Source organism: Streptomyces sp. JHA26, from assembly GCF_002005565.1.
In the GTDB taxonomy this organism is placed as follows: Bacteria; Actinomycetota; Actinomycetes; order Streptomycetales; family Streptomycetaceae; genus Streptomyces.
Genome location: NZ_BDJC01000051.1, coordinates 15,491 through 27,998 on the forward strand (window position 1 = coordinate 15,491; position 12,508 = coordinate 27,998).

The window sequence follows — 12,508 nt, forward strand, 5'->3', positions numbered from 1 at the left end:
CCGGTGCCCGTCCCGCCCTCGGGACCTGTTCCGGGCGCCGCACTGCTGCGATCATGAGGCGGGAGACCCCACCACCGGTTGGAGTGCACATGGCCCTCGACGTCGACGCGATCCGCGCGCAGATACCCGCCCTCAAGTCCGGCACCGCCCGCTTCGACGCGCCCGGCGGCACCCAGACCCCGCAGCCCGTGATCGACGCCGTCGCCGAGGTCCTGGCCGCTCCCCTGGCCAACCGGGGGCAGTTCACCGAGGGCGAGCGCAACGCGGACCGGATCGTCACGCAGGCCCGCGCCGCCCTGGGCGACCTGCTCGGCGCCGACCCGCGGGGCGTCGTCTTCGGCCGCAGTGCCACGCAGCTCGCGTACGACCTCGCCCGGACGCTCGCCAAGGAGTGGGGGCCGGGCGACGAGGTGGTCGTCACCCGCCTCGAGCACGACTCCAACATCCGGCCCTGGACGCAGGCGGCCGAGGCGGTGGGCGCGACCGTGCGGTGGGCCGACTTCGACCCGGCCACCGGGGAGCTGCTCCCCGAGCACGTCGAGGCGGTGCTGTCCCCGCGCACCCGGCTGGTCGCGGTCACGGCCGCCTCCAACCTCATCGGCACCATGCCCGACCTGCCGGCCCTCGCCCGCCTGGCGCACGGTGCGGGAGCACTGCTCCACGTCGACGCGGTGCACTACGCCTCGCACGCCGCCGTCGACCTGGCGGCGCTCGGTGCGGACACGCTGGTGTGCTCGCCGTACAAGTTCCTCGGCCCGCACCTGGGCGTGCTGGCGGCCCGGCCCGAGTTCCTGCGGACCCTGCGCCCGGACAAGCTGCTGCCGTCCAGCGACGCCGTCCCCGAGCGTTTCGAGCTGGGCACGCTGCCGTACGAGCTGCTGGCCGGCGCCCGCGCGGCGGTGGACTTCCTCGCGGATCTGGTGCCCGGCGCCCCCGGCGGGCGGCGGGAGCGGCTGCTCGCGTCCTTCGCGGCGCTGGAGGCCCACGAGGACGCCCTGCGCGAGCGGATCGAGCGGGGGCTGGCCGAGCTCGGCGGGATCACGGTGTACTCCCGGGCCGCGCGGCGCACCCCGACCCTGCTGTTCACCGTGGCGGGCCTGAGCCCCGTCGAGGTCCACCGCATGCTGGCCGAGCGGGGGGTCGACGCCCCCGCCGGGTCGTTCTACGCGGTGGAGGCGGCCCGCCGCCTGGGTCTGGGCGACGAGGGCGGCGTCCGGGTCGGGCTCGCGCCGTACAGCAGCGCGGACGACGTGGACCGGCTGCTGACGGCGCTGGGCGGTCTCCCCCGCTGACGGACGCACGGCGAGGGGCGGCGCGGGCGTCCCGGCCGCACGGACCGCGTGCCGCCGGGGCGTCCGCGTCCGCGGGGGCGTTCGCGCCGCTCTCGCCGCTGACGCCGCCTCACGCGAGGGACACGGTCACCTCGCCGCTGCCCTCCGCGCTCGCCCCGCCCGCGACACGCACGGTGAACGGACGGTCGGTGCCGCTCGCGGTGACGCGCAGGACGTCGTCCTCGCGCCGGACGCGGAAGGTCGCGGCCGGGGCGCCCAGCAGGTCGGGCACGGTGACCTCGGCGGCGTACCCGGCCTCGGCGGTCGGGTGCACCAGGAGGACCGGGGCGTCCAGCCAGTCGCCGTCGGGACGCCGGTCGTCACGGGCCAGCGGCAGGACGGCGCCCTCGCGGACGTACAGGGGCAGGCTGTCGTAACCGTGCCGTTCGGTGCGCCAGACCGGGCCGGTGACGCGCTCGCCGGACAGCAGGTGGGTCCAGGTGCCCTCGGGGAGGTAGACCTCGACCTCGCCGTCCTCGGTGAAGACCGGTGCGACCAGGAGGTCGGGGCCGAGCATGTACTGGCGGTCCAGGGTGCGGCAGCCCGGGTCCCGCGGGAACTCCAGGACCATGGGCCGCATCATCGGCACGCCGGTGCGGTGGGCCTCGGCGGCGGCACCGTACAGGTAGGGCATCAGGCGGTGCTTGAGCAGGGTGAAGCGGCGGGCCACGTCGACGGCCTCGTCGCCGAACTCCCACGGCACCCGGTACGACGAGGAGCCGTGCAGGCGGCTGTGCGAGGAGAGCAGGCCGAAGGCCAGCCAGCGCTTGAAGACCGCCGGGTCGGGCGTGCCCTCGAAGCCGCCGATGTCGTGGCTCCAGAAGCCGAAGCCGCTCAGGGACAGGGACAGGCCGCCCCGGAGGGACTCGGCCATCGCCTCGAAGGAGGACCAGCAGTCGCCGCCCCAGTGGACGGGGTACTGCTGGCCGCCCGCGGTCGCGGAGCGGGCGAAGAGGACGGCCTCGCCCTGCCCGCGCTCCTTCTCGAGGAGTTCGAAGACGGTCCGGTTGAACAGGTGGGTGTAGTAGTTGTGCATCCGCTCCGGGTCGGAGCCGTCGTGCCACACCGCGTCGGTGGGGACGCGCTCGCCGAAGTCGGTCTTGAAGCAGTCCACGCCCTGGTCCAGCAACGGCTTGAGCTTGCCGGCGAACCAGTCGCGGGCGGCGGGGCTGGTGAAGTCGACCAGGCCCATGCCGGCCTGCCACAGGTCCCACTGCCAGATGTCGCCGTTCGGCCGGCGCACCAGGTGCCCGAGCGCGGCGGCCTCGTCGAAGAGCGGGGACTTCTGGGCGATGTAGGGGTTGATCCAGACACTGATCTTCAAGCCCTTGGCCTTGAGCCGGGCGAGCATGCCCTCCGGGTCGGGGAAGACCTCCGGGTCCCACTGGAAGTCGCACCACTGGTACTCGCGCATCCAGAAGCAGTCGAAGTGGAACACGGTCAGCGGGATGCCGCGCTCGGCCATGCCGTCGACGAACGACGTGACCGTCCGTTCGTCGTAGGAGGTGGTGAAGGACGTGGTGAGCCACAGGCCGAAGGACCAGGCGGGCGGGAGGGCCGGGCGGCCGGTGAGGGCGGTGTAGCGGCTGAGGACGTCCTTGGGGGTGGGGCCGGCGACGACGTAGTACTCCAGCGTCTGGTCCTCGACGCTGAACTGGACCTGTCCGACGGACTCCGAGCCGACCTCGAAGGAGACCGCCCCGGGGTGGTTGACGAAGACGCCGTAGCCGCGTGAGGAGAGGTAGAACGGGACGTTCTTGTAGGCCTGTTCGCTGCTGGTGCCGCCGTCGGCCTGCCAGATGTCGACGACCTGGCCGTTCTTCACGAACGGGGTGAAGCGCTCGCCGAGGCCGTAGATCTGCTCGCCGACGCCGAGCGCGAGCCGGCCCAGCATGTGGTGGGCGCCGTCGCCGGTGGTGGCGAACGCGGTGCTCTTGGCGTCCGCGCGGGTCAGTTCGCGTCCGTCGGCGTCGTGGAAGGTGAGGCCCCAGGGCCCCTCGCCGTCCAGGCGCAGGGTCAGCGGGCCGCTGGTCAGCTCGGTGACCGTGCCGTCCTGGCGCACCTCCCCCGCGCCGTCGGGCGCGCCGGTGAGGGCGAAGTCGGGACCGGGGCGGTGCTTGCCGGCGTGGTGGGTGACCCGGACGCCGATGACGCCCTCGGCCGGGGAGAAGCACTCGACCGTGAGGAGCGGGGCGTTGAGCGTGTCGCCCCGCCGCGCCACCTTCTTCACGGCGGCATGGGCGGTGAAGCGCTTCGATTCGGTGCGTACAGCGCGTACCTCGGTGGCGTACGACAGATGCACGCCCTCGCGGATGAGCCAGAAGCCGTCGGTGAACTTCATGATCTTCCTTGGGTGGGGCGGGAGCGGTCGAGTGGGTGCACGGAGGCCCTCCCACAGCGTTTTGATCGTACACAGAACACCTCGGAAAACCGAGGCCCTCTCGCGTCGATAGCCGCTCTGAACAGGGATGATTACCGAAAAGAACACTTCCTTCACGCGGCGGGACGACAAGATGGGGGCCACTTGCCCCTAGCGCCGCAGCCCACCCCTGGCGTATTAGTCATCACAACAAACAAACAGTCCGGCAAGGAAGCCGGACCGTACGACAGCAAGGGCCGCATGATGTCGAAGCGCTTCAACGCCCCGCATCGGGGGCGCGAACGCTCACGCAGAGTCGCCGTCCCGCTCGCCGCCGTCTCCGTGCTGGTCGCGGGCACGGCGCTGACCGGCTGCGGGCAGCAGCGCGACGCCGACGTGTACACCGTGATGAACTCCTCGACCGACGAGTCGTACCACCGCTGGGACGCGGAGGCGATGGCCCGCTGCGGCGAGCGGCTGGGCGTCACCATCGAGCAGCAGAGCGTCCCCGCGGCGCAGGTGATGACGAAGGCGCTGCGCATGGCGTCGTCCAGGTCGTTGCCGGACATCGTCCAGTTCGACGCGTCCGAGATGCCGACCTTCGCCGACGCGGGCGGTCTGGTCGACCTCAGGAGCCTCGGGCTGAGCACCGACGACATCCCCGAGGGCATCGTCGACTTCGGCTCGTACAAGGGCACGTACTACGGGGCGGCCCGCTCCGTGAACACGCTCGCCCTCTTCTACGACAAGGACGTCCTCGACGAGGCGGGCGTCGAGGTGCCCACCACCTGGGCCGAATTGCGCGAGACCGCGAAGCAGCTCACGCGGGGCAAGCGGTACGGCCTGGCGCTCAGCGCGGGCGGCGCGGAGGACGGGGTCTTCCAGTTCACGCCGTTCATGTGGTCCAACGGCGGCGACGAGACGAAGCTGGACGGCCCGCGGGTCGTCGAGGCCCTGGACTACTGGAAGAGCCTGCTGCAGGACGGTTCGCTCTCCAAGGCGACCGTCAACTGGACCCAGGCGGACGTCAACGACCAGTTCATGGCCGGCAACGCGGCGATGATGATCAACGGTCCGTGGCAGGTGGAGACCCTCAACAGCGACGAGTCGCTGCACTGGGGCATCGCGCCGATCCCGGTGCCCGAGGCGGGCGACGACTCGGTCGGTCCGCTCGGCGGCGCGGTGCTCACCGTGCCCGACACCGGTGACGAGGCACGGGAGAGGACGGCCGGGAAGATCGTCGCCTGTCTGGCGAGCGAGAAGGAGCAGCTGACCTACGCCCTCAACAGCTGGATGGTCCCGGCCAACGCGAAGGCCGCCGCCGTCTGGCGCGAGAAGGTGCCCGAGCTGGACTCCCTCGCCGACCAGGTGGCCGTCGCCCGGTCCCGCACGGCGAAGCTCGGCGCGGGCTGGTCGAGCGTGTCGCTCGCCCTGCAGAGCGCCTTCCAGTCCGCCCTGACCGGCCAGTCCAGTGAGGCCGCCCTGAAGCGCGCCCAGCAGCGGGCCACGAGCGGGAACTGAGGGAACGCCACCATGACCACGTCCACCGTCACCGCACGGGCAGCCGCCGAGACGTCCGGAGCGGCCGTGCCGGACCCGGCCCGGACCGCGCGCCGGCGCAGGCTCTCCCAGTGGGGGTTCGTCGCCCCCGCCGTCGTCTTCATGCTGCTGTTCTTCGGCTACCCGCTCGTCCGCAACGTCGTGATGAGCTTCCAGCACTACACGCCGAAGACCTTCTTCACCGGTGAGGCGCCCTTCAACGGCGTCGACAACTGGTCCCACGTGTTCCAGGACGCCCTGTTCGGCAAGGCGCTGTGGCACACGCTCGTCTTCACCGCCGGTTCGCTCCTCGGGCAGTTCTGCATCGGTCTCGCGCTCGCGGTGTTCTTCAGCCGGCGCTTCCCGCTGGGCGGTGCGCTGCGCTCGCTGATCCTGCTGCCCTGGCTGGTGCCCATGGTGGTCTCCGGCATCGTCTGGCGGCGCATCCTCGACCAGGACACGGGCGTGCTCAACTCGTTCCTGGACACCCTCGGCCTCGGCGGACACACACCGTGGTTGACCAGCCCGCACATGGCCCTGCTGTCCGTCATCCTGGTCAACATCTGGATCGGCATCCCGTTCAACATGGTCATCCTGTACGGCGGTCTCCAGGAGATCCCGAAGGAGCTGCACGAGGCGGCCTCCCTGGACGGCGCCTCCGCGTGGCGGACCTTCCGCTCCGTGACCCTGCCGATGCTCAAGCCGGTCATCACGGTCGTGCTCGTGCTGGGCTTCATGTCGACGGTCAAGATCCTCGACCTGATCCTCGCCCTGACCGACGGCGGCCCCGCCGACTCCACGCAGACCCTGGGCACGCTCACGTACCAGAACTCGTTCGTCCAGCTGGACTTCGGCGCGGGCGCCGTCGTCGGCAACGTACTGATCCTGATCTCCGCCGTGTTCGCGGTGTTCTACCTGCGGGCCAACCGCTCCGAAGGGAAGTGACCGACGATGGCCGACCGCACTCCCACCGGGTCCCGGCGCCGCTGGGGCTCCACCGTCGCCGGTGTGCTCGTCCTGTGCGTGATGCTGTTCCCGCTGTACTGGATGCTCAACACCGCCCTCCAGCCCGAGTCGGGGCTGCTCCAGGTCGACCCGGTGCCGGGCAGCCTGGACCTGTCCGGCTTCTCCAAGGCGATCGGCGACCAGGGCGGCCACCTGCTGACCTCGCTGGCCGTCTCGCTCGGCGCGGTCGTCATCTGCCTGGCGATCTCGGCGCCGGCCGCCTACGGGCTCGCGCGGTTCGGGCTGCGCGGCTCGCGCACCATCGTGTTCGGCACGCTGATCACCCAGATGGTGCCGGGCATCGTCATCGCCAACGCGCTCTACAACTCCTACGTCGACCTGGGCCTGGTCAACTCCTACTTCGGCCTGATGCTGGCGGACGCCTCGCTCGGCATCCCGTTCTCCATCGTCCTGATGCGGTCCTTCATGGTGTCGATCCCCGGCGAGGTGATCGAGGCCGCGCAGATGGACGGCGCCGGACCGGTGCGGACGTTCCTGCGGGTGGTGCTGCCGATGAGCCGCAACTCCCTGATCACCTCGGGTCTGTTCGCGTTCCTGTTCGCGTGGAGCGACTTCATGTTCGCGCTCACGCTGAACACCACCGACGAGGTCAAGCCGGTCACCCTGGGCATCTACCAGTACATCGGCGCGCACGTCGGCGACTGGGGTTCGGTGATGGCCGCCTCCGTGCTGTCCGCGGTCCCGGCGGCGATCCTGCTCGTCCTCGCCCAGAAGTACATCGCCGCCGGCATCACCGGCGGTTCCGTCAAGTGACCACCGCACACCAGGAGAGGGGCTTCCCCGCATGAGCGACTTCCCCCGCTTCCCGCCCGGCTTCGTCTTCGGCGCCGCGACCGCCTCGTACCAGATCGAGGGCGCCGCGCGGGAGGGCGGCCGCGGTCCGTCGATCTGGGACACCTACAGCCACACCCCCGGCCTGACGGCCAACGGCGACACCGGCGACGTGGCCTGCGACCACTACCACCGCTACCGGGAGGACGTGGCGCTGCTGCGCGACCTGGGCGTGGACTCGTACCGCTTCTCGATCGCCTGGCCGCGGATCGTGCCCGAGGGCTCGGGCCCGGTGAACACCGAAGGGCTGGACTTCTACTCGCGCCTCGTCGACGAACTGCTCGCGGCGGGCATCGAACCGGCCGCCACCCTCTACCACTGGGACCTGCCGCAGGCCCTGGAGGACCGGGGCGGCTGGCGGGTGCGGGAGACCGCGGAACGGTTCGCCGAGTACACGGCCGTGGTCGCCGAGCACCTGGGCGACCGGGTGCCGCGCTGGATCACGCTGAACGAGCCGTGGTGCAGTTCCTTCCTCGGCTACTCCATCGGCCGCCACGCCCCCGGGGCCAAGGAGGGCCGGGGCGCCCTGGCCGCCGTCCACCACCTGCTGGTCGGCCACGGTCTCGCGGTGAGGGCGCTGCGGGCGGCCGGGGTGCGCGAGGTGGGCATCACGCTCAACCTCGACCGCAACCTGCCGGCCACCGACTCCCCCGCCGACCTGGCGGCCGTGGTCCGCGCGGACACCCAGCACAACCTGGTGTGGACCGAGCCGATCCTGGCGGGCCGGTACCCGGCGACGGAGGAGGAGACCTTCGGCGAGCTGATCACCGGCGCGGACTTCCGGCGGGACGGCGACCTGGAGCTGATCTCCCAGCCGCTGGACTTCCTCGGCATCAACTACTACCGGCCGATCGTGGTCGCCGACGCCCCGCACCGCGAGGCCGACCCGGCGCGCAGGGTGGCGACGGACAACCGTTACGAGGAGGTACGGCTTCCCGGCGTGCGGCACACCGCCATGGGCTGGCCGGTCGTCCCCGACAGCTTCACCGACCTGCTCGTCCGGCTGAGAGAGCAGTACGGCGACGCGCTGCCGCCCGTCCACATCACGGAGAACGGGTCGGCGGAGGACGACACGGTCGCCGCCGACGGAGCAGTGCACGACACCGACCGGGTCGCCTACCTGCGCGACCACCTGACGGCCCTGCGGGCGGCGATGGACGCGGGGGTGGACGTGCGGGGCTACTACGTGTGGTCGCTGCTGGACAACTTCGAGTGGGCGTTCGGCTACGACAAGCGCTTCGGCATCGTGCGGGTCGACTACGACACGCAGCAGCGCACGCCGAAGGACAGCTACCGCTGGTACCGGGACCTGATCGCCGCGCACCGCGGGTGAGGTGCCGCGCGGCCGGCCGGTTCCCGCCGCCGGCCGCGCTCACCGGCGTCACGACGCCGGCGGCCGTGGCGGCGCGCGCCGTCCCCGCGCCCGGGCGCGCGGCCGTTCCGCCCCGGACCGGTCCGGTACCCCGGGCACAGGGCGACGGCACCCCTCCCGCGGAGCGCGCTCCCTCGTGCACACTCTCCGCATGGAGATCATCACGTTCGTCGAGACACTGGACCACGAGGGCGAGTTGCTGGCCGCCGCCGCGGAGAAGGCGGGGACCGGCGCCGAAATACCGACCTGCCCCGGCTGGCGGATACGGGACCTGCTGCGGCACACCGGGGCGGTGCACCGCTGGGCGGCGGCGTTCGTCGCCGAGGGCCACACCTCGTACCGCCCCGAAGGAGGGCTGCCGGACCTCGACGGTGTCGAACTCGTGGCCTGGTTCCGGCAGGGGCACCGGCAGCTCGTCGACACCCTCGCCGGTGCCGCGCCCGACGTGGAGTGCTGGCACTTCCTGCCCGCGCCGTCGCCGCTGGCGTTCTGGGCGCGGCGGCAGGCGCACGAGACGACCGTCCACCGGTTCGACGCGGAGTCGGCCGGGGGCGGCGATCCGTCCGGCGTCGACGCCGGCTTCGCCGCGGACGGCATCGACGAACTGCTGCGCGGCTTCCACGCCCTCCCGAGGAGCGGGGTCCGCAGTGCGGAGCCCCGTGTGCTGCGGGTACGGGCGACGGACCTGGACGGTGCCGTGTGGACCGTACGGCTGTCGGCACAGCCGCCCGCGGCCGAGCGGGGGGACACCGGCGACGCCGAATGCGAAGTGGCCGGTCCGGCGGCGCAGTTGTACCTGTCGCTGTGGAACCGGCTGCCGTTCCCGCACGTCACCGGGGACGCCTCGCTCGCCGCGCTGTGGCGGGAGAGGTCGGCCGTCGTCTGAAGGCGAGCGGGACACCCGCCGGTACCGGGCCGGCCGCTTCTCCCGCTGCCCCTCGCCCCGCAGGGGCGGCCGCGCCGCGAGCGGACGGTCCGGAACCGGCCGGACCGCTCGCTTCGCCGGTGTGCGGATCCGGGACGTGCGGATGTGACCGGTGACGGGGGACGCCGCGCGCGGGGCGAGCGGGCCGCGACGACCGTCGAGACCGGAGACGCGCTGTGCGGCGCGGCGTTCGCGGCGGCGGTGCTGTTCGGGGCCGTTGCGGGGCCGGCCCGTGCCCTCGGGCCGCCGGCCGGGGCGGACCGGTCGGCACGGGCACGGTGCCGGCCGTCGTGCTGTTCGTCGCCCGGGCGGTGAGCGTGCTGGTCCGGTCCGGGCGCGGGGATCAGCCCAGCCAGCCCGGCCGCACCAGTCCCGACTCGTAGGCGAGGACGACGAGCTGGGCGCGGTCGCGGGCGCCCAGCTTCACCATGGTGCGGCTGACGTGGGTCTTGGCGGTGAGGGGGCTGACGACCAGGCGGCGGGCGATCTCCTCGTTGGACAGGCCGATGCCGACCAGGGCCATCACCTCCCGTTCCCGCTCGGTGAGGCGGGACAGCGCGCCGGCGGCGGGTTCCTTGGAGCGCGCCGCGAACTCGGCGATCAGGCGGCGGGTCACCCCCGGCGAGAGCAGCGCGTCCCCGGCGACCACCGCCCGTACGGCGCGCAGGAGTTCGTCGGGCTCGGTGTCCTTGACCAGGAACCCGGAGGCGCCCGAGCGGATGGCCTCGAAGACGTACTCGTCGAGTTCGAAGGTGGTGAGCATGACCACCTTCACGTCCCTCAGCCCCTCGTCCCCGGTGACCCGGCGGGTGGCGGCCAGGCCGTCGAGGGCGGGCATGCGGATGTCCATCAGGACGACGTCGGGGCGCAGTTCGCGGATCGCGCGCACCGCCTCCTCGCCGTCGGCGGCCTCACCCGCCACCTCGATGTCCGGCTGCGCGTCCAGCAGCGCCCGGAAACCGGCGCGTACCAGTGACTGGTCGTCGGCGAGCAGTACGCGGATCACCGGTCCTCCTCGGACTCCTCGGCGTGCCGCACGGTGAGCGGCAGGGACGCCAGCACCCGGAAGCCGCCGTCGAGGCGCGGGCCCGCCTCGATGGTGCCACCGAGCGCCGCCGCCCGCTCGCGCATCCCGGCCAGTCCGTTGCCGCTGCCCCCGGCGTCGGCGCCGGTCGCGGGTCCGTCGTCGTCGATGCGCAGCCGCAGGGTGCCGCCGTCCCGGGCGAGGCGGACGCGGGCCCGGCGCGAACCCGAGTGCCGCACGACGTTGGTGAGGGCCTCCTGGACGATCCGGAACGCGGCGAGGTCGGTGCCGGGCGGCAGGCGCGGCGGCTCCCCCTCGACCTCCACGGTGAGGCCGGCGCTCGCCGCCTGGTCCACCAGCTCGGGCAGCCGGTCCAGGCCGGGAGCCGGCGCGCGCGGCGCGGCGCCGGGCGCGCGGAGGGTGTCGAGGACCTGGCGGACCTCGCCGAGCGCCTCCTTACTCTTGTCCTTGATGGTGGTGAGCGCGGTGCGGGCCTGTTCGGGGTCGCTGTCCAGGAGGGCGAGGCCGACGCCCGCCTGCACGTTGATGACGGAGATGCTGTGGGCGAGGACGTCGTGCAGTTCGCGGGCGATCCGCAGCCGTTCCCGGTCCGCGCGCCGCTTGGCGGCCTGGGCCCGTTCGGCCCGCTCCCGCGCCCACTGCTCGCGCCGGGTCCGGGCCAGCTCCGACAGGGCGACGATCGCCACCACCCAGGCGGCGACGACCAGTTCCTGCCCCCAGGAGGCGGCCTCGTCCCCGGACGGCGGCAGCCACCGGTAGAGCCAGTGGGCCAGCAGGGCGTGCCCGGCCCACAGCGCGGCCATCGCCGTCCACGCGGCCCTGCGGTGCCCGGCGACGACGGCGCTGAAGCAGGCCACCGCGACGGCCAGGAACACCGGCCCGTAGGGGTATCCGACGCCCAGGTAGGCCAGGGTGGTGGCGGCCGTGCCGAACACGACGGCCACGGGGTACCGCTGCCGGCCCAGCAGGGCGAGGCCGGTCACGAGCAGCAGGACGTGGGCGAGGGGATCGAGCGGGGTCCGCTCCCCCGCCTGGGCGTGGGCGGCGAAGTTCGAACCGAGCAGCACGAAGGCCGTGATCAGTGCCGTGGAGAGCCAGGGCAGGCGGGAGCCGCGCTCCTCGTCGCCCCGGTGGTTCCCCCACGAGGGTCCGGGCCGCCACCACCGCGGTGGTCCGCCCCCGTGTTCGTGCTGTCCGTCCATGTCCGCCACGCTAGACGCCGCGCGCACCGGGCGGCGTCATCCGTGCGCGGTGGCCGCGCCTGCTCCCGGTGGAGTACGCCGGCCGCCCGCGTCCCGGGAGGGGGCGGCTCAGTGTTCCAGGCCGACCTCGTGGGCGAGCCGGCCGGCGGCGTGCCGGAAGAACGCGGCGCGGTCCTCCACGACCCGGTCGAACTGCCCGAAGACCTCGAACCCGATCAGCCCGAACAGCTCCGCCCAGGCCGCCACGAGCGCCGCCACGACCTGCGGCGGCAGGTCGGGGGCGAGGTCGGCGGCCATCCGGTGCGCCTCGGGCCGCAGTTCGGCGGGCAGCACGGGCAGGGCGAGGCCCCGGCCCCGGTGCGCCTCGCGCGCGATGCCGACGAGGACCTGCCCCACCCGGGAGGCGGCGCGCACGGTGTCCTGGGGGGCGGTGTAGCCGGGCACCGGTGATCCGTAGATCAGCGCGTACTCGTGGGGGTGGGCCAGCGCCCAGCCGCGAGCGGCCTCGCACACGGTGGTCCAGCGCCGGACGGGGCCCGCCTCGGCCGCCGCGTCGCGCGCCGCTTCGGCGGCGGCGCCGATCGCGTCGTAGGCGTCGATGATCAGGGCGGTCAGCAGGTCGTCGCGGCTGGGGAAGTAGCGGTACAGGGCGGAGGAGGCCAGGCCGAGTTCACGGGCGACGGCGCGCAGCGAGAGCTTGGCGGCACCCTCCCGCGCGAGTTGTCCGCGCGCCTCGTCCTTGATGGCGGCGGTGACCTCGATCCGGGCGCGGGCACGGGCTCCGAGTGGGGTGCTGGTCATGCCGTCCAGTGTCGCACGTAGAGAGAGCGGTGCACACAAACAAGAGCGGTGCACACAAACGAGAGCGCTGCTCTTGC

10 protein-coding genes and 1 pseudogene are annotated in these 12,508 nt (G+C 73.0%); 7 read left to right on the forward strand and 4 right to left on the reverse strand.

All coding sequences use genetic code 11. The features are described from left to right. The first annotated feature begins 89 nt into the window (after positions 1-89). Complete coding sequence (locus JHAT_RS25935) at positions 90-1,292, forward strand: cysteine desulfurase-like protein (protein ID WP_077800681.1); 1,203 nt, start codon at positions 90-92, stop codon at positions 1,290-1,292. A gap of 109 nt (positions 1,293-1,401) precedes the next feature. Here the strand turns inward: JHAT_RS25935 and yicI are convergent, their stop codons facing one another. Further along, on the reverse strand, positions 1,402-3,672 hold the full coding sequence (yicI, locus tag JHAT_RS25940; protein WP_077800682.1) for an alpha-xylosidase: 2,271 nt from the start codon (positions 3,670-3,672) through the stop codon (positions 1,402-1,404). Between the two features lie 279 nt (positions 3,673-3,951). Here yicI and JHAT_RS25945 point away from each other — a divergent pair, with 279 nt between their 5' ends. The 6 genes and pseudogenes from JHAT_RS25945 (at position 3,952) to JHAT_RS35510 (ending at position 9,766) form a co-directional block, all read left to right on the forward strand. Then, a complete protein-coding gene (locus JHAT_RS25945) occupies positions 3,952-5,211 on the forward strand; it encodes a sugar ABC transporter substrate-binding protein (protein WP_077800683.1) in 1,260 nt (419 codons plus the stop codon). 12 nt (positions 5,212-5,223) lie between these two features. Beyond that, entirely contained in the window at positions 5,224-6,174 is a 951-nt protein-coding gene (locus JHAT_RS25950) for a carbohydrate ABC transporter permease (RefSeq protein WP_077800684.1), read from the forward strand. A gap of 6 nt (positions 6,175-6,180) precedes the next feature. Then, a complete protein-coding gene (locus tag JHAT_RS25955; RefSeq protein ID WP_077800685.1) occupies positions 6,181-7,008 on the forward strand; it encodes a carbohydrate ABC transporter permease in 828 nt (275 codons plus the stop codon). 31 nt (positions 7,009-7,039) lie between these two features. Continuing rightward, positions 7,040-8,419: a GH1 family beta-glucosidase gene (locus JHAT_RS25960; RefSeq protein ID WP_077800686.1), complete on the forward strand. Its 1,380-nt coding sequence runs from the start codon at positions 7,040-7,042 to the stop codon at positions 8,417-8,419. 190 nt (positions 8,420-8,609) lie between these two features. Further along, positions 8,610-9,344, forward strand: coding sequence for a maleylpyruvate isomerase family mycothiol-dependent enzyme (locus JHAT_RS25965; RefSeq protein ID WP_077800687.1), 735 nt, complete (start codon positions 8,610-8,612; stop codon positions 9,342-9,344). 144 nt (positions 9,345-9,488) lie between these two features. Continuing rightward, positions 9,489-9,766: pseudogene (locus JHAT_RS35510) on the forward strand (DUF6332 family protein). Here the strand turns inward: JHAT_RS35510 and JHAT_RS25975 are convergent. The 3 genes from JHAT_RS25975 to JHAT_RS25985 form a co-directional block, all read right to left on the reverse strand. Then, complete coding sequence (locus tag JHAT_RS25975; RefSeq protein WP_077800688.1) at positions 9,727-10,389, reverse strand: response regulator transcription factor; 663 nt, start codon at positions 10,387-10,389, stop codon at positions 9,727-9,729. The pseudogene JHAT_RS35510 and the gene JHAT_RS25975 sit on opposite strands and share 40 nt — an antisense overlap. Next, a complete protein-coding gene (locus tag JHAT_RS25980) occupies positions 10,386-11,630 on the reverse strand; it encodes a sensor histidine kinase (protein ID WP_077800713.1) in 1,245 nt (414 codons plus the stop codon). The genes JHAT_RS25975 and JHAT_RS25980 overlap by 4 nt, the downstream gene beginning before the upstream one ends. A gap of 108 nt (positions 11,631-11,738) precedes the next feature. Continuing rightward, positions 11,739-12,431, reverse strand: a complete 693-nt coding sequence (locus JHAT_RS25985; RefSeq protein WP_077800689.1) for a TetR/AcrR family transcriptional regulator — start codon at positions 12,429-12,431, stop codon at positions 11,739-11,741. Positions 12,432-12,508 lie beyond the last annotated feature (77 nt).